This is a genomic window from Asticcacaulis excentricus, assembly GCF_003966695.1.
Classification (GTDB): Bacteria; Pseudomonadota; Alphaproteobacteria; order Caulobacterales; family Caulobacteraceae; genus Asticcacaulis; species Asticcacaulis excentricus_A.
This window is the reverse complement of the sequence record NZ_AP018828.1, coordinates 937,875-955,687: the sequence shown is the minus strand read 5'-3', so window position 1 is coordinate 955,687 and position 17,813 is coordinate 937,875. Positions and strand designations below refer to the sequence as shown.

Sequence of the window (17,813 nt, the reverse complement as noted above, 5' to 3'; positions counted from 1 at the left end):
ACAAATGGCTCAGTTACTTATCGAACTTTTTTCAGAAGAAATCCCGGCGCGCATGCAGCTTCAGGCCGCGCGTGATTTTGAACGCCTGTTCCAACAGGGCCTTTATAAGGCTGGCTTGGATGATGCGAGCTTTGATGTCGCTCAAAATAAGACATACGAAATTCGCACTTATGTCGGACCGCGGCGCTTAGCCTTGGTTGTTGATGGGCTTGCCACTGAAACCGTTGCGACAACAGAGGAAATTAAAGGTCCCAAGGTTGGTGCTCCTCAACAGGCAATAGATGGTTTCCTTCGCAAAGTCGGAATGACCCAAGACGAATTGATGGATGTCAATGGTGTCTGGGTTGCCATAAAACGCAAAGACGCGCTTAAAACGGCAGAACTACTCCCCGGCATTCTTGAGGACGTCATCCTCAACTTCCCGTGGCCCAAGTCGATGCGCTCAGGCACGTCGAGCTTCCGCTGGGTGCGCCCGTTAAAGCGCATCCTGTTCCTGTTCGATGGTCAGGTCATTCCGCTGAGCGTCGGTGGCGTCACATCGGGCGACCTGACGCAAGGCCATCGCGTCCTGTCCTCCGGAGAAGCCCTTGCCGTCAAGGACTTCGCCGATTATCAGCAGAAGCTGCGTGATAACTTCGTCATCCTCGACCACATTGAGCGTCAATCCTTGATTCTGGATAAGGCCAATGAAGCCTGCGCCACCGCGGGCTGCGCCCTGATGGACGATCATGGCCTGCTGGAAGAGGTGGCCGGCCTCAATGAATGGCCGACGCCGCTGCTGGGCGATATGGACCCGAAATTCCTCAGCCTGCCGCCGGAGGTCATCAAGACCTCGATGCGCACGCACCAGAAATACTTCGCCGTGCGCGATCTTTCGACCGGAAAGATGGCGGCGAAGTTCGTCATCGTCGCCAATCAGGTGGCCAGCGACGGCGGGGCAGAAATCCGCCGCGGCAATGCCAAGGTGTTGTCGGCGCGTCTGTCGGACGGCGTCTTCTTCTGGTCCGAAGACAATCGCAAAGGTAATTTTGACGCCTGGCTGCAAAAGCTGAACGGCGTGACCTTCCACGCCAAACTGGGCACGATGGCGCAGCGCGTGGCGCGCATCGAAGCGCTGGCGCAAGTCATTGCGCCTCTGGTCAAGGCCGACGTGTCGCTGGCCACGCAAGCCGCGCATCTGGCCAAGGCCGATCTGGCCTCCTACATGGTCGGGGAATTCCCGGAGCTTCAAGGGGTTATGGGCGGTTATTACGCCGAAGCGGCCAGGCTGCCCGGCGATGTGGCCGAAGCCATCCGCGAACATTATAAGCCGCAGGGCCCCTCGGACTCGGTGCCCGAAGGCGCGGTGTCAGCGGCCGTGGCTCTGGCCGACAAGATCGACACGCTGGTCGGTTTCTTTGCCATCGACGAAAAGCCCACCGGTTCCAAAGACCCCTATGCCCTGCGTCGTGCCGCTCTGGGGATTTTGCGCATCCTGCGTCAGCACAATGTGCGCGCCTCTCTGTCGGAACTGGTCGCCGCCTGGTATCAGTCGCTGCTGATCTATGCGGGCGAAGGCCGCGCGGTCTATGTCGATACGGATAACTGGCGCGGTTCGGCCGGCCCGCGCTGGGCCGAGGGTGAAACCGAGGTCTATGACAACTATCTGCGCGATTTCCGCGCCGGTCTGCTCGAAAGCCCGGTCTTTGTCATCCCGACCGACCGCGACTACGATCTGGACCTGCAATTCGAGCATGTCACCAACACGCCCAAGGTCGATAACGCTCTGCTCACCTTCCGCGATTTCCGCGCGGTGTCGGCGGAGTTTGCCGACTTCTTCGCCGATCGCCTGAAGGTCATGCTGAAGGATGAAGGCGTGCGTTTTGACGTGGTTGAGGCCGGGTTTGCGGTCAAGGACGACGACATGGTGCGCACCGTGGCGCGCATCAAGGCGCTGGAAAGCGTGCTGGCGACGCCGGCGGGGGCTGAGCTTCAGGCCGCCTATACGCGCGTGGCCAATATCCTCAATGCCGAGGCGAAGAAGGGCGCTCTGCCGACGGCTGAGCCCAAGCTGCTCAACGGTGCCCCGGAGGTCGAAACGGTCCTGACGCAGCAGGTGATCGCCCTAACGCCGGTGCTGGAGCGGCTGATCGACGCCGAACAGTTCGAAGAGGCGCTGGGCAAGCTGGCGGGTTTGCGCGGGGCGGTCGATGCCTTCCTCGACGGGGTGCTGGTCAATTCCGACGTGGCGGCTGAGCGCGAAAACCGCCTGAGCCTGCTGTCGGCCTTGCGGTGTCTGTTTGACGGTGTCGGCGACCTGTCGAAGCTGGCGTAGGTTTAATCCTCCTCCCTGTCGCGCAGCGATGGGGAGGGGTTTTTAAACCCCACCGTCTTTTTGCCTTTCAGGCAAAAATCCACCCCACCTGAAATCAGGGGAGGTGCTTTGCATTTCGAATTACATAAAAACTTATTCCGCAAAGTTCGCGCGCGCGTGTACCTTTGGCCTCAGAGCGGGATGGAAGCGTCATCCCGCTTTAAATTTTTGTTTTATCGCGATATTTTTGTCGAAAACCGCTCACACTTTTCGACATATCGCTCTGGCATCCGGCCGTGCCAGTCGGGTGAACAGATACGCCTATCTGATTGAGGAAAGAGGGATTTTCGATGTCGAAGTCATGGGTTTACGCATTTGCCGCCGGTAAGGCCGATGGCGATGCCTCGATGAAGAACCTGCTGGGCGGCAAGGGGGCCAATCTGGCCGAAATGTCGTCCCTGGGCCTGCCGGTGCCGGCGGGTTTCACCATCACCACCGAGGCCTGCGTCCATTACTATCAGAACGACAAGACCTTCCCCGCCGGGCTGGAAGCGCAAGCGCAGACCGCTCTGGCCAATCTGGAGGCCGTGACGGGCAAGGGCTTTGGCTCGGTCGAAAACCCGCTGCTGGTTTCTGTGCGTTCGGGGGCGCGCGCGTCGATGCCGGGCATGATGGATACGGTCCTCAATCTGGGCCTCAATGATCAGACGGTCGAAGGGCTTGCCGCCCTGACGGGTGACCGCCGCTTCGCGCTCGACTGCTACCGCCGGTTCATCACCATGTACTCGAACGTCGTGCTGGGCGTCAGCCACCACGGCTTTGAGGACATTCTGGACGACCATAAGGACCGTCTGGGCGTCACGGTGGACACCGACATCACGGCCAAGGACTGGGAGCGCGTCATCGCCGACTATAAGGCCAAGGTGAAGACCGATCTGGGCCACGACTTCCCGCAGGACCCACAGGATCAGTTGTGGGGCGCAGTCAAGGCCGTGTTCGGTTCGTGGATGAACGACCGCGCCAAATTCTACCGCAAAATGCACGACATCCCCGAAGACTGGGGCACGGCTGTCAATATTCAGTCGATGGTGTTCGGCAATATGGGCGACACCTCGGCCACCGGCGTCGCCTTTACGCGCAACCCTTCGACGGGTGACAACAACCTTTACGGCGAATTCCTGCTCAATGCGCAGGGCGAAGACGTGGTGGCGGGCATCCGCACGCCGCAGACCCTGACAAAAAAAGCCCGCGAAGAGATGGGCGAGCGCAACCCCTCGATGGAAGAGGCCCTGCCGGAGGTCTTCGCGCAGTTCCGCTCAACCGTTGAGACGCTCGAAAAGCATTACCGCGATGTGCAGGATGTGGAGTTCACGGTCGAACAGGGCAAGCTGTTCATGCTGCAAACCCGCAATGCCAAGCGCACCTCGCGCGCGGCGCTGAAAATCGCCGTCGATATGGCCAAGGAAGGTCTGATCACGCCGCAGGAAGCGCTGATGCGCCTCGATCCCGGCGCGCTGGATCAGCTTCTGCACCCCATGCTGGACCCCAAGGCCGAGCGCACCCTGATCGCGCGCGGCCTGCCGGCCTCGCCGGGCGCGGCCTGCGGCAAGATCGTCTTCACCGCCGATGACGCCGTGCGTCTGGCGGCGGCGGGCGACGACGTCATTCTGGTGCGCGATGAAACCTCGCCCGAAGACATCCACGGTATGCACGCGGCCAAGGCGATTATCACGGCGCGCGGCGGTATGACCTCGCACGCCGCCGTTGTGGCGCGCGGCATGGGCCGTCCCTGCGTATCCGGGGCCGGGGAAATGGTCATTTCGACCGAGCGCGGCGAATTCAGCGCGCGCGGTCAGACCTTCCGCTTCGGGGACATTGTGACGCTCGATGGCTCCAGCGGCGAAGTATTCAAAGGCTCCATCCGCATGATCGAGCCGGAATTCTCGGACGACTTCCATCAGATTATGAGTTGGGCCGACAAATTCCGCACGCTGAAGGTGCTGACCAATGCTGAAACCCCGGCGGATGCGCGGACCGCCATCGGCTTCGGCGCCGAAGGCATCGGGCTGTGTCGTACCGAGCATATGTTCTTCGACGAAGACCGTATCAGCGCCGTGCGTGAAATGATCCTCGCCGATGACGAAGCCGGTCGCCGCAAGGCTTTGGCCAAAATCCTGCCCATGCAGAAGGCCGATTTTGTTGAGCTGTTCAAGATCATGAACGGCCTGCCGGTGACCATCCGCCTGCTCGATCCGCCGCTGCATGAGTTCCTGCCGCACACGCCGGAAGACATCAAGCTGGTGGCCGAAGCCGCGGAAGTGCCGGAGGAAAAACTCCTGAAGCGCACCAAGGAACTGTCGGAAACCAACCCCATGCTGGGCTGGCGCGGCTGCCGTCTGGGCATCACCTTCCCGGAAATCTACGAAATGCAGGTGACGGCGATTTTTGAAGCTGCCTGCGACGTGAAGGCCGAAGGCTTTGACCCGCAGCCGGACATCATGCACCCGCTGGTGGCCACGAAGGAAGAAATGGCCAAGCTGGTCGCCATGACCAAGGCCATTGCCGAAGGCGTGCTCAAGGCGCGCGGGGCCGAGGTAGCCTATAAGGTCGGCACCATGATCGAGCTGCCGCGTGCTGCACTGCTGGCCGACAAGCTGGCCGAGACGGCGGAATTCTTCTCGTTTGGTACCAACGATCTGACCCAGACCACCTACGGCATCAGCCGTGACGACTCGGGCCGCTTCCTCAACCCCTATATCGAAAAGGGTATTTTCGAGAAGGACCCCTTCGTCAGCCTCGATCCGGACGGCGTGGGGCAACTGATCGACATCGCCCGCACCAAGGGCCGCACGACGCGCCCGGACATCAAGCTCGGCATCTGCGGCGAACATGGCGGCGATCCGGCCTCGATTGCTTTCTGTCAAAAGGTCGGGCTCGACTACGTGTCGTGCTCGCCCTACCGCGTGCCGGTGGCGCGTCTTGCCGCCGCGCAAGCCGCCATTTCGGCAAAGTAAGTCAATTGCAACACCCGACTGGAAGAAGCCCGGCCCCCCGCCGGGCTTTTTTCGTGGCGGAAAGGGATCGCATTTCCCCTCTCAGGCGTATGTCTTGGCGCTGTCACACGTGGCGTCTAACTTATCGGTCTCCGGCACGCTGCGGCCTATTGTCAGGTGTCGGGATTTGGGCTTTAGTTGTTAACACTTTCAGAATTTCGATTTTCCGGGAACTTGGCATGTCGTCCAAAACAGTATGGGGACTGGGACTGCTGCTTCTGACCGCCGGGGCAGGGGTGGGGCTTTATAAACAGCTTCCGGCCATGCCGCAGGCGCTGGAAGCGCGGGTCGCCGACGCGCTCAAGGCCGAGGGGCTGGGCGATATCGCCTATGAGGTCGATGGCCTCAATGTCCGCCTTAGCTTTAAAACGCAGGATTTTCGTCCCGGCGTCACCGCTGATGAGCGCAAGGCGCGTCTGATACAGGCCGCCGCCGCCGTGCGCAGCCTGCAACCGGAACTGCCGCCGGAAATCGAAATCTATGTCCCGAAGGGCGAGGGGTATCTGTACGGGCCGGCGCTGCAAGTGCTGACCGACACAAGCGAAACGCCGATGCGGGTGTCTATGGGGAAGACCGATCATGCTTTATCTGATCTTTGAGCTGCGCTGGCTGCTGCTGGGTGCGGCGGCGCTGGGCCTGTGTACGGGCTTTCTCGCGCGTCGTGCAGGGTAGGGGAAACATATGTACTTGCTGATCGCACAATCGGCGGCCCTGCTTCTGGCGGTCTTCCTGTTCAGCGGCTTTGTAGGCTGGCATCTGTCGCCCAAGCCGAAGCGCGCCGCGCGCCGTATCTCGATCTTTGATGAGGCCCCGGCCCCTATCCTCGACTCCACCTTTGACGCACCGCTGAACGCTCCGGCGGTTGAACGCCCCGTGGCTGACCCGATGGTCGCCGCCGCTCAGGCGCTCAATGCCTCGCGTCAGGCCGTTCAAACGCCCGCCGCACAGGCAGACGCCCCGCGTCCGTCGGCGGACATCATCCCGCTGCGACCGGTCGCGGCTGCCCCAATCGCAGGAGCGCCCGTCGCTCAACCGGCCGCTCCGCAGCCCGCACCTGTGGGCGTCTCCACCGAGCTGGAACCCGCCATCATGGCCGGGATCGAGCGGACCGAAGCGCCGGCCGTGGCCGCCCCCGCCCTGGCGGTCAAGGCGGAGCCGGTGACGGAGCTGCTCGATCGCACCTCACGCCCCAAGGCCTCGCTGCTGTCGTCCATGACGCCGGAAAGCGTGCGTGCGGCGGTGGAGCAGGCGGGCACCGGCCTTGAGCCGCATCGCCTCAGCGCGCCCGAAGGCTATCCCGACGACCTGACGCTGATTTCGGGCATCGGTGCCGATAATGAGCGCGAACTGAATATGCTGGGTATCTACCACTACTGGCAGGTGGCAAGCTGGACGCCGGAACACGTGGCCTGGCTGTCGGCGCGCGTCCATTCGGCGCCGCGCATCGTGCGCGAAAACTGGATGGCGCAGGCAGCGCGTCTGGCGGGCCGCGCGGCGTAAGCTGGCGCTCGGCAATAGAGGAAAGCCGGTGGGTTACCCGCCGGCTTTTTTATTGGCCACGAAAAACACGAAAAGCACAAAAAATGACGTCCTGGCCGGAGGGCGTGTTGAACAGGCGCTACGCGCCGAAATATCCGCCTACAGCTTTTTTGTGCTTTTCGTGTTTTTCGTGGCTAAAACCCTACCCTCTCGGCAAACTCAACCCCAGAGACGGGCTGAAGCGGAAACGGTCGCGGTCATAGGCGTAAAGCTCTGCCGGGCGGCCGCCCGTATCGTCGCGCATGATGCCTGTCGGGCGCACAAAGCCGGTGCGTTCCAGCGCGCGGCGGAAATTCTGCTTGTGCAGGGGCAGGCCGCTGATGGCTTCCAGCGAGCGCTGCAATTCCAGCAGGGTAAAGCGTTCGGGCATCAGCTCAAAGATCACCGGGCGGTACTTCAGCTTGCCCCTCAGTCGCGACAGGCCCGTGGCCAGGATGCGGCGGTGGTCCGACAGCATGGCCGTGCCGCTGCCGCTGGAGGCTTCGGCGCAACGCGATTCATGGATCAGGCAGGCGCTGTAGAGCAGTTCATAGCGATCCAGCACCCGTTCTTCGTTCCACAGGTCGCTGTCTTCGGGGAACAGGGTTTCGACGCGCCCGCGCCGCTCGGCGGCGCTCTGTGCGTGCGGAGCGGCGTTGCACCAGTCGCGCAGACGCCGACGCAGAGGCGCGACCGCGGCCGGTTCGCCGCGCCGCCAGTCTTCCCACGGAAAGAAGGCGGAATAGGGCTTCCATTGGGCCGATAATTGCGACTGGAAGGCGCTGTCGGCGGTGAGGGCCAGATAGCCCAGCGAAATAACGCGCTGATCGCTGCCGCCGGGGGCCAGCGAACTCACGCCCTGACGCCCTTCGTCGCCAAACGAATAAAGCTGTTCGACATAGCCCGCCGAAAAGCCGGTCTGTTCGGTGACAAAGGCCCGCACGGCGAGATCGAAGGTGCGGTGCGCCTCCGGGCGAAATGGGCCGGAGGGCAGGGCCGTGCCGTCAGGCAGGGTCAGGCACAGGACCATCGCCTCATTGTCCTTGATCGCCATAACCACGGCGGACAGTTCGATCGTCAGGCTGACCGGCACAGGCAACTCCTCCTTACAGGTTTTGGCTCAGGGCGTAGAACCTGTCAACGAACTGCGCACGGACTTCGGGGCCCGACAGGGCGGTCAGGCTGAGGTCGTAGCCTTCGGGCGGGGTGCCGAAAAAGGTGCGGGCTTCGGCGTCGGAAAAGCCGACCAGTTGCGTCGCTTCGAAATAGGCGCAGGCGTGATCGGCGCGCTTGATCAGGGCCTTGACCTCCGGTGGCACCGCGGCGGGGAGGCCAAAGCGGATATGGATGGCCTGTTCCAGATGATGCTCAAAACGCTTGTAATCGAGGCCCAGCGCCGCCTTGAACGGCGAAATCATGTCGCCAATGACGTATTCCGGCGCATCGTGCAACAGGGCCACCAGCCGCCACTGCGTGTCGAGCCCCGGCTTCAGATGGGCGCAGATGTCTTCGACGATCAAGGAATGCTGGGCGACCGAAAAGCCATGTTCGCCCGTGGTTTGTCCGTTCCAGCGGGCGACGCGCGACAGGCCGAGCGCAATGTCGTCAATCTCAATATCCATGGCCGACGGATCGAGCAGGTCGAGGCGACGCCCGGAGAGCATACGCTGCCAGGCGCGCGGGGCCGGATCGCTGGCAGGGCGTCGGGACGGTGGGGTGCGAGGGGCCATCGGGTTTCACAAAGTGTTGACGGGATACTTGTGTATTGGGGCCATATGCCGCGTGTCCAATCCACGGTGCGAGGCCTATACTTACAGTCATAAGGCGCGTTGCGTCGTGGTTAAATGCTGACCATGCACAAAAAAGGAGGCCCCTCTGATGACTGACTCCCCCCTCACTGCCGGTGGCGCGTGGGCGCGCGTATCGGTGCCGGTATCGGGTGCCACCTCGGAAGAGACGGCGATTGCCATTGCCGCCGATATTGCCCGTGCCTTTGGCGGGCAACTGAGTTTCCTGTTTGCGCCGCCCGATCCGGCCGAACTGGCCCCGTGGCTGGGCGAAGGCTTTATGGGCACGGTGCAGATGGCGGCCATGGACGGGCTGAAATCCGCCGCCGAAGAGGCCGAAGCCGTGGCGCGCGACGCCTATAACGACACCGCCTATGAACACAAACTGTTCCTGCCGTTGAAATCGCCGGTGTGGCAGTGTCTGGCGACGGAAACGCGCCTGTCGGACATTGTGGTCTTCGGCGATGAAAGCGCGCGCGGGCGTGGCCTGTTGTCCGAGGCGTTTCAGCAGGTACTGATGGAAGAACGCGCCGGGGTATTTATCGCCCGTCAGCCCTTTGCGGTGGGGGGGACGGCTCTGGTGGCGTGGGACGGCAAGGAGCCGTCGTCACGCGCCGCGCGTCGCGCCGTGCCTCTGCTGAAAAAAGCGTCGAAGGTGGTGGTGGCCGGGGCTCCGGTCGGGGAAAATCCGGCCGATCTGGGCAAGCTGGCGCGCTACTACATGCTGCACGGCCTCAATGTCGAGGTTGATATCCTGCCCAAAAGTAACGACCTGATCAGCACGCTGGTCGAGGCCAATCAGCGGCATCAGGCGCAGTATATGGTCGCCGGGGCCTTCGGGCGGTCGCGGCTGCGTGAGTTCGCCTTTGGCGGCACGACGCGCGCGCTGTTGCACAACACCAATCTGAACCTGTATATGGCGCATTAATTTTAGCGCCGAAGATAATGAAAAGGCGGCGGAAATTCCGCCGCCTTTTTTATTTGATCTCTTCCGACACCCGTTGCATGAGCGACCCCCACTGCCCCTCCTCGGTGACGAAGACGCGGGCATTGGCGTACCACGGGCAATGGTCGCTCCCCAATTGGGTCCACGAGCCGGGCGTCATGACGAACCAGGTCGGCACACCGGTCGCCGCGGCGATCTGCGTGCTTGCATTGGCGGGGCCGATGACCACGTCCAGCGCCGCGCACAGGGCACTCAGCTCACCCAGATCGTTCAGCAGGTCGATGGGCGGGGTGTAGAAGCGCGCGCCTTGCGCCTTGGCGGCGATCTGTTCGCTGACCGTCTCGCCATATTGCAGGTTGACGAGGACGAGGTCCTTGCGCCCCAGCAGCGGTGCGAGGGACTCAAAAGGCGGATAGAAGCGGTCGCGACGGGAATGGCTGATCAGGCTTTTCCATAGCAGGCCAACCTTCGGGCCGCTGCCCTGTCTGGCCAGTTCGCCTTTCCAGAAAGCGACGCGCGCCGGGTCAGGCACGAACACCGGCGCTTTATTGGCAAAGGCCTCCAGATCGCCGCGCAACAGCGGCAGGAAATCCCCCATCAGCGCCCAGCCGTCCACGCTGTCGCCCGACAGGCCCGGCACGCTGCGGGTAATGACGCCGTCACGGCTTTCGGTGTGATGCGGCAGAACGCGGGCCTTGGGGAAGGCGCGGGCAAACAGCGGCACGAGGCGCTTTTCAACGGCTAAGGTCAAAACCCCGTTGCCCAGCTTTTCGATAATATCGGGCACCAGAGTCCCGAACATGACCTCGTCGCCCAGCCCCTGTTCGGCCAGCAATAACAGACGCTTGCCGGCAATCTCTTCGGGCTTGAGCGGGCCTGTGGGCAGGTCGAAATGCACCTCTTTCGGCGTGCCGGTCATATGGCGCGCCGCATAGGCCTGCCACCCGGCCTGGAGATTGCCAAGGCCCAGATGGGCATAGGCCATGCTCAGTTCGACCGAACGCAGATTGCCGGGCTCGGAGAAACGATCCAGACACAGTTCCAGCTCCGGCAGGGCCTCGGCCAGCAGACCTTTCTCGATCCACAGGCAGGCGCGGTTGAAGCGCGCCGGCAGGCTGTTGTCCAGCGAGATGGCTTCGTTGAAGAAGATCAGCGCCGTGTCGGCATCGCCCTGCGCCAGCAGGATGGTGCCGAGCGTATCCCACAGGGCGCTTTGCTTCGGATAGTCGCTCAGATAGGCCTGAAGAAGCGTGATGGCCTGATCGAACTTCGACTGTTCGCGCAGCGCCGCAGCGTAATAGTTGACGGCCATCAGGTGACCGGGATCGCGCTGAACGATCAGGCCGTAAAAGCGTTCGGCCATGTCATAAAGGCCGATGCGGAAGGCCAGTTGCGCCAGATCGGCGGCGATATCGAGCGAGTCCGGCTGATGCTTCAGAGCCGTTTGATAGGCGTCGAGGGCCTGCGGAATGCGGTCCTGCCGGTCAAGCGCGGTGGCCAGCGCCTGCCAGGCACCGATATGGTCGGGCACGTGACGTAAAAGGGCGCGGGCCTGCGTTTCGGCCTCGGCCCAGTCGCGCATCAGAAGGGCGCGCTCAACACCCTGAAACTGACGGCGTATATCGTCACTGGATAGGGCCTGCACCGGGGCGGCGACCTCACGGATCAGGGCCTGACGCATGTCCTCTAGCGCAGGCGTCCACTCGCCGGGGGTGGGCGTCAGGAATATTCGGGCGCTGCCGTACCACGGGTAATAGTCGGTGCCCATCGTGGGCCAGCTATTGGACGGGGAGAGTATCCAGATAGGGGTGCCGACGCTGGCCGCGATATTGCTGGTGGCGTTTGAAGGCCCCATGATCAGGTCCATGGCGGCGCACAGGGCGGCCAGATCATCCAGATCCTGCTTCAGGTCGATGCCCGGCGGGTTCCAGATGCTCAGGCCTTCGCGTTCGGCCTGACGCAGTTCTTCACTGACATCGCCGTACTGAAGATTGACAAAAACGGCGCCGGGCGTGCGCAGGATGGGGGCCCAGCTTTCAAAGGGGGAATAGTAGCGGTCGCGGCGTGAATGCTGGACCAGGCTTTTCCACAAAAGGCCGATCTTGGGCTCAGGCCCCAGCTTGTCCAGCTCGGCCTTCCAGTGGGCGACGCGCGCAGGATCGGGGGTGAGGAAGCTTTTTTGCCGCGGAAAGGCCTGCGCATTGGGCCGGTAGCGCGGCAGCAGGTCGCCCAGCATGACAAAGCCGTCATAGGCGCGTGTGGTGTCCATTCCGGGGAAGTGACGCACCGTAATGCCATTGATCTTGCCCGTGCCGTGGGCGATCACCGTCGCCTGCGGGAAGCTGCGCGCATAGAGGGGGACAAGGCGTCTTTCCACGGCCAGAGTCAGGTGCCCCTCCGGGCCCATTTCGGCCAGAAGGTCGGGTAGCACCGTGCCAAACAGAATCTCGTCGCCCAGCCCCTGCTCGGTGGTGACGAACACCGACTTGCCCGTCAGGGACTGCGACAGATCCAGCGCCGGGACGTCGGTAATATACTTCATGCCTTCAAGGCTATGCAGGCCTTTGCGCGCCGCATAGTAACGATAGCCGGGCATCAGATCGCCCTTGCAGAAATAGCAGAAGGCCATGGCCAATTCCGCCGCCTCGATCTGGGCGGGCGAGACCATGCGCTTGATGCCGGCCTCAAGGCTGTGGATCGCCGCGTCAATCTCGCCCAGAGCGCCGAGGATCAGGCCGCGATTGTGCCAGGGCTTGGGGTCATCCGGGACGAATTTTACGGCTTCGTCGAAGAAGAGGAGGGCGGTCGGCAGGTCACCCTTGGCATTGACCACCGTGCCCAGCGTGTTCCACAGCGTGCCGTTGGACGGGTCCTTCTCCAGAAACGGCGTCAGGAGCGCAATCGCCTCTTCAAAGCGGCTGACTTCGCGCAGGCACGAGGCGAGGTTGTTGGCGACCTCAAAATCGTCCGGGTTTTTGCCGAGGACATAGCGGAACAGCTTTTCAGCCTGCGTGTGCATGTCCAGTTGATAGGCCAGACGGCCCAGATCATTGGCGATGCCGGTATTGTCTTCTTCGAGTTGCAGGGCGGCTTCGAAACAGGTGAAGGCGCTTTTGATGTCGCCGGCCTTTTCGCGGCATACGGCCAGAATATGCCAGGCCGTGCCGCACTTTTCATTGACGCGCAGCGCTTCCAGCGCCTTTTGCGTCGCCCCCTCATAGTCGGATTTCTGGACGAGCAGCAGCGAGTCCTTCAAAAGCGTGAGCAGACGCACCTCGCTGATGTAGCGTGTGGCCTCCATCAGTGCGTCGAGGGCGGCCGAAGACCCGGAATCCCCAAGAATCGTTGAGGCCAGATCGGCCAGAACGTCCTTACCCGGAGGCGTGGCGGCGGCGTTCATCGCGATAGAGCTGACCGTATCGGGCGTGGCGAGAACCTTTGCCGGGCGTATCTCAAGGGCCTCTGCGGCCGCGGTTTCAACAGCCTGATGTTTGATTGGCCACGTTTTTTTGGGCATTGGACTCTCCGCACCCGTCTGTGCCCCACGCTCGTGCCGCTTTCTGTATGGGGCATTTGACCGAAGGTGAGGACAGATGGTCATGAACGTGCAATCTTATGCGATGATTCGATTAAGATCAGGATAGCGTTACGCCCGTTATATTTGCGGCCGTGCGAAACCGGATATTAACCGTGCGAAGCCTAAGCTGCTGGCCAAAAGGACTCACATGCCGCTCAAACTGTCGCTCAAGCCGGGTGAAAAATTTGTTCTCAACGGTGCCGTCGTGCAGAACGGTGACCGCCGGTGTTCGCTTGTGCTCCAGAACAAGGCCTCGGTGCTGCGTGAAAAAGACATCATGCAGGCCAGCGAGGTCACCTCTCCGTCGCGTCACATCTACTTCCCGGTGATGATGATGTACCTCGATGAGGCGGGGGCGGAAAAATACTACGACGAATTCCTGACGCGCATGACCGAATTCATGAGCGTCATCGCCAATCCGGCCATTCTGGCGGAATGTGTGGTGATCTCCAAAGCCATCATGGGGCGCGAATATTACAAGGCCCTGATGGGCTGCCGTAAGCTTATCGAGTACGAAGACGAAAGACTTGGACATGTCTCTACAGGCCTATCAGAAGACGGCTCAGCGGAGTGAAGATCCGCGCCAGACGGAGTATCGTCTGTTCGGTCAGGTTACCCGCGCGCTGATGGAAGCGGCCGAGCTCGACCGGAGCGAGGTTTCCCGTCGCATGGATGCGCTCGACTGGAACCGCCGTCTGTGGTCGGTTCTGGGGACGGATTGCGCCCTGCCGGGCAATGGCCTGCCTGAAACCCTGCGCGCGCAGATCGTGTCCCTGTCAATCTGGGTCAACCGTCATACCTCGGCCGTCATGCGCGGTCAGGAAGAAATTGCGCCGCTGATCGAGGTCAATCGCCTGATCATGCAGGGCCTGATGCCGCGTCAGGACGCGGCGCCGGCTGCCGATCCGGCCTTTGTTGGCACGGTGCGGGCGTCACTCGGTTAAAAATTCACCCTGATGCAGATTTTGCCGGGCAGGGCCGGAGGGTAAGGGCGGGAGTCACTGATTCCTGCCTTTTTCAATTTAAAAATATCCATTAAAAACAACGATAAAAATATTTAACGCGATCTTACGGGCTGGCATTTCCATTGCTAGGTAACGGGCAGGCCAAAATGGCTTTGCGGCAAAATTGCCGGTCAAATCCCCGACCAGAATGGAAAGGACGTTATCGATGCCGAATATGTCGATCAATACCAATGCGGGTGCGATGATCGCCCTGCAAAACCTGAACAAAACCAACAACGAACTGCAAACCACGCAAACCCGCATCAATACAGGGTTGAGGGTTGCGAGCGCCAAGGATAACGGGGCGGTTTACGCCATCGCCACCCGCCAGCGCTCGGATGTATCTTCCCTTGGTGCGGTGACGGACTCGCTTGATCGGGCTAAATCGGCCGTCGATGTAGCGATCTCCGCCGGCGAAAGCGTTGCGGATATGTTGACCCAGATGAAGGAGAAGGCACTCGCGGCTTCGGATACGTCCCTGACCACGGTCAGTCGTCAGGCGTTGAACGAAGATTTCAAGGCGCTGCGCGATCAGATTTCGAAAACGGTGAACAATGCGACGTTCAACGGGGTCAACCTGATCAAAAACGGCGCCACGGCGATTGCTCCCCTGGCTAATGCGGACGGCTCGTCAAAGCTGACCGTGGCGGCGCAGGACCTCAGCCTGACGGGCAGCACGATCACGCTTTCGGCGGGTTCGGCCTTTACTTCGGCGGCGCAGGCAAAGACCATTGCCGATGCCGTAGATGTGTCGATTGCCAATGTGTCTGCGGCGCTTGGCCGTCTGGGGACGTCATCGAAGTCGCTGGATGCGCACGCACAGTTTGTTTCGAAGTTGGTCGACTCGATGGAATCGGGGATCGGCAACCTTGTGGACGCCGATCTGGCCAAGGAAAGTGCGAAGCTTCAGGCCTTGCAAACCAAGCAGCAGTTGGGTGTGCAGGCCTTGTCTATCGCCAATCAGGCTCCGGGTGTCGTTACCCGGCTGTTCCAGTAAGGTCTTTAAAGGCCGGAGTTGCGGGTCCAGGCGGTCCCGGCTCCGGCTTTCTTTTTGCCCAAAACGCGCGCGGCAAAAACTGCCGGACCAGGCAAAAACTGCCGATAAGCGGCAAAAACTGCCGGCTCAGGGGTGTGGTTAAGGCATGTATAACGCTTATATTTCAATTGCATACGGTGATTTTCCGTAAGCGGAGGTTTGGCCCGCCGCTTGCAGCCAAAGGGTCAGGCAAAATGCCGCCGGACGACAAAATGTCTCCGGTTCATCTAGAAGAAGGACTAGACCTATGGCGCTCAATAGCGTGAATACCAACAGCGGAGCTATGATTGCTCTGCAAAACCTGAACAAGACCAACGCCGACCTGCAAACGACCCAAACCCGTATCAACACGGGCCAGAAGGTCGCCAGCGCCAAGGACAACGGCGCCGTCTTCGCCATCGCCCAAGGGCAGCGCGCTCAGGTTTCCTCGCTCAACGCGGTTCAGGAATCGCTCTCCCGTAACCAATCTGTCGTCGATGTGGCCATCTCGGCCGGCGAATCCGTTTCCGACATGCTCTCGCAGTTGAAGGAAAAGGCCCTCGCAGCGTCTGACTCCAGCTTGAGCACGGCCAGCCGCACCGCTCTGAACGAAGATTTCAAGGCGATCCGCGACCAGATCGGCAAGACCGTCAACAACGCGACGTTCAACGGCATCAACATCATCAAGCAAGGTGGCTCGGCCCTCTCGGCTCTGGCCAACGACTCCGGTGGTACGCTGACCGTTGCGGCTCAAAACCTGTCTCTGACGGGTCTGGGTATCAACGCGACGACGATCGGCACCAAGGCTACGGCTTCGGCGGCGGTTGCGACCCTCGCGACCAAGATCGACGACGTTTCGGCCAAGCTGGCGAAGCTCGGTACGTCTTCGAAGTCGCTGGCTAACCACGCCAACTTCATCAGCAAGCTGTCTGACTCGATCGAAAACGGGATCGGCAACCTTGTGGATGCCGACCTGGCGAAGGAAAGCGCGAAGCTGCAGGCCCTGCAAACCAAGCAACAGCTTGGCGTTCAGGCCCTGTCGATTGCGAACCAATCGACTTCGACGGTTCTGAGCCTGTTCCGTTAAGGAATGACGGGGGCGGCGTTTCGACGTCCGCCCCCTTTTTCTCTGATCTGATGTCTGGCTCGGCATCACGATCATAAACAGAGGGCGCATCGGCGTAAGTCGCCGTGCGTAATACAGGAGATGTTTACGAATGCTGTAACCCCGCCCGCCGTCACCGACCCCACTCAGGTTAAGCCCGTGGAGCCGGTCAAGCCTGTTCAGGAAGTCGCTCCGGCAACCTCGGGCAACCAGACGGAAAACGGTCTGTCGAATCATGACCGGGCGCAATCTCAACCGGCCTATATGCTCAAACTGACGATAGATAAGGACCCCGACAGTGGTGAGTTCATCTATCGCGCGATTGACCGCTATACCGGCGAGGTGGTCCGCCAGTTCCCGCAAAAGGAGCTGCTGGAAATGCAAAAATCGAGAAGTTACAAAGCGGGAAGCATCGTCAGGACCGATATCTGACGTCTTTTTCCGGATTGTGAGCTGTTATATTTACCGCGTACCTGCCAAGGTCGCGGATAAAGGCGTTTGCATGAATTAACCTTTTGGTTACCATGTTCGTTAAGACTTCTGAGTCGTAGCGTATATGGAGAATCCTCATGCCGACGGTAAGCGTCAATACCAACAAGACTGCCATGACGGCGTTGCAAAATCTGAATGCAACGACCCGCAAACTGGAATCGACGCAAACCAAGATCTCCACAGGCCTTGAGGTGTCCAGCGCTAAGGACAATGCGGCCCTGTATTCGATCGCGCAGGGGCAGCGCGCTGACCTCAGCTCGCTCAGTGCGGTGAAAAACTCGCTTAACCGGGCGACATCGGTCGCTGACGTGACGCTGGCGGCCGGGGAGTCGGTCTCCGACCTTCTGGTACAGATGCGCGACAAGGTCGTTTCGGCCATGGACCCGTCGCTTTCAACGGCCTCGCGAAACGCTCTGAATGGTGATTTCCGCGAACTTCTCCGTCAGATCAGCCATGCCGTAGCCAATTCGTCTTTCGATGGCACCAACCTGCTTAACGGCACGATCACGAACGGCATTAAATTTATCGATAACGCCGATGGTAGTTCGGTTGTAACCCTGTCGTCGCGCAATTTCAGTCTGGGGGGCACGATTATCACGCTGTCGGCGGCGGCCAATGTGCTGACCCTGACCCGGGCGACGTCGGCTCTGGCCCGTCTGGATGCCTCGATCAACAACGTTAATGCCAGCCTTGCTGCGCTGGGTTCGGAAGCCAAGCAGATCGAGGGGCGTCAAAACTTCGTCGCCAAACTCTCCGGCGCTATCGAAGTCGGCATCGGCAACCTGGTTGACGCCGATCTGGCCAAGGAAAGCGCCCGCTTGCAGGCCCTTCAGGTGCAGCAACAATTGGGCACGCAGGCCCTGTCGATTGCCAACCAGTCGCCGCAGGCCATCCTCCGACTCTTCCAGTAGGCGCTTACTTTACGCAGCCTGAGCAAACCCGCCGGCATCCGGCGGGTTTTTTCTTTGTCATCATTGGCCAGGTGCGCTCAAGCATCTTCGGCCGTTGATATTTTTGGGCGGA

The 17,813-nt window shown here is 61.0% G+C and carries 14 protein-coding genes; 11 read left to right on the top strand and 3 right to left on the bottom strand.

Going from position 1 to position 17,813, the window contains the following annotated elements; translation table 11 throughout:
• Positions 1 to 4 precede the first annotated feature (4 nt).
• The 4 genes from glyS to EM6_RS15540 all read left to right on the top strand — a co-directional run bounded on the left by glyS (position 5) and on the right by EM6_RS15540 (position 6,846).
• Positions 5 to 2,314 carry a glycine--tRNA ligase subunit beta gene (glyS, locus tag EM6_RS15555; RefSeq protein WP_126424029.1) on the top strand — a complete coding sequence of 770 codons (2,310 nt, stop codon included), beginning with the start codon at positions 5 to 7 and terminating at the stop codon, positions 2,312 to 2,314.
• A 329-nt stretch (positions 2,315 to 2,643) separates the two neighbouring features.
• Positions 2,644 to 5,307, top strand: coding sequence for a pyruvate, phosphate dikinase (ppdK, locus tag EM6_RS15550; protein ID WP_126424028.1), 2,664 nt, complete (start codon positions 2,644 to 2,646; stop codon positions 5,305 to 5,307).
• 218 nt (positions 5,308 to 5,525) lie between these two features.
• Complete coding sequence (locus tag EM6_RS15545) at positions 5,526 to 5,945, top strand: hypothetical protein (RefSeq protein ID WP_126424027.1); 420 nt, start codon at positions 5,526 to 5,528, stop codon at positions 5,943 to 5,945.
• Between the two features lie 82 nt (positions 5,946 to 6,027).
• Positions 6,028 to 6,846: a hypothetical protein gene (locus EM6_RS15540; RefSeq protein WP_126424026.1), complete on the top strand. Its 819-nt coding sequence runs from the start codon at positions 6,028 to 6,030 to the stop codon at positions 6,844 to 6,846.
• 181 nt (positions 6,847 to 7,027) lie between these two features.
• Here the strand turns inward: EM6_RS15540 and EM6_RS15535 are convergent, their stop codons facing one another.
• Both EM6_RS15535 and EM6_RS15530 read right to left on the bottom strand, forming a co-directional pair.
• Positions 7,028 to 7,957 carry an NUDIX hydrolase gene (locus tag EM6_RS15535; RefSeq protein ID WP_126424025.1) on the bottom strand — a complete coding sequence of 310 codons (930 nt, stop codon included), beginning with the start codon at positions 7,955 to 7,957 and terminating at the stop codon, positions 7,028 to 7,030.
• Positions 7,958 to 7,970: 13 nt separating this feature from the next.
• On the bottom strand, positions 7,971 to 8,594 hold the full coding sequence (locus EM6_RS15530) for an HD family hydrolase (RefSeq protein WP_232037146.1): 624 nt from the start codon (positions 8,592 to 8,594) through the stop codon (positions 7,971 to 7,973).
• A 148-nt stretch (positions 8,595 to 8,742) separates the two neighbouring features.
• Between EM6_RS15530 and EM6_RS15525 the strand changes: the two genes are divergently transcribed.
• Positions 8,743 to 9,579 carry a universal stress protein gene (locus EM6_RS15525; RefSeq protein ID WP_126424024.1) on the top strand — a complete coding sequence of 279 codons (837 nt, stop codon included), beginning with the start codon at positions 8,743 to 8,745 and terminating at the stop codon, positions 9,577 to 9,579.
• Positions 9,580 to 9,628: 49 nt separating this feature from the next.
• On the opposite strand, the gene EM6_RS15520 is transcribed toward EM6_RS15525, so the two are convergent.
• Positions 9,629 to 13,114 (bottom strand): tetratricopeptide repeat protein, encoded by a 3,486-nt coding sequence (locus EM6_RS15520; RefSeq protein ID WP_172961279.1) that lies wholly within the window; start codon positions 13,112 to 13,114, stop codon positions 9,629 to 9,631.
• Positions 13,115 to 13,322: 208 nt separating this feature from the next.
• Here EM6_RS15520 and flbT point away from each other — a divergent pair, with 208 nt between their 5' ends.
• From flbT to EM6_RS15490, 6 genes are all read left to right on the top strand, one after another.
• Positions 13,323 to 13,748, top strand: coding sequence for a flagellar biosynthesis repressor FlbT (gene flbT, locus EM6_RS15515; protein WP_013480567.1), 426 nt, complete (start codon positions 13,323 to 13,325; stop codon positions 13,746 to 13,748).
• Positions 13,708 to 14,118 (top strand): flagellar biosynthesis regulator FlaF, encoded by a 411-nt coding sequence (gene flaF / locus EM6_RS15510; protein ID WP_126424022.1) that lies wholly within the window; start codon positions 13,708 to 13,710, stop codon positions 14,116 to 14,118. The genes flbT and flaF overlap by 41 nt, the downstream gene beginning before the upstream one ends.
• Positions 14,119 to 14,344: 226 nt before the next feature.
• The gene (locus EM6_RS15505; RefSeq protein WP_126424021.1) at positions 14,345 to 15,175 is read left to right on the top strand and encodes a flagellin; all 831 of its coding nucleotides are present in this window, start codon (positions 14,345 to 14,347) and stop codon (positions 15,173 to 15,175) included.
• A gap of 286 nt (positions 15,176 to 15,461) precedes the next feature.
• The gene (locus tag EM6_RS15500; RefSeq protein WP_126424020.1) at positions 15,462 to 16,280 is read left to right on the top strand and encodes a flagellin; all 819 of its coding nucleotides are present in this window, start codon (positions 15,462 to 15,464) and stop codon (positions 16,278 to 16,280) included.
• 120 nt (positions 16,281 to 16,400) lie between these two features.
• Entirely contained in the window at positions 16,401 to 16,730 is a 330-nt protein-coding gene (locus tag EM6_RS15495; protein WP_126424019.1) for a flagellar protein FlaG, read from the top strand.
• A 137-nt stretch (positions 16,731 to 16,867) separates the two neighbouring features.
• On the top strand, positions 16,868 to 17,701 hold the full coding sequence (locus EM6_RS15490) for a flagellin (protein WP_126424018.1): 834 nt from the start codon (positions 16,868 to 16,870) through the stop codon (positions 17,699 to 17,701).
• Positions 17,702 to 17,813: the final 112 nt, after the last annotated feature.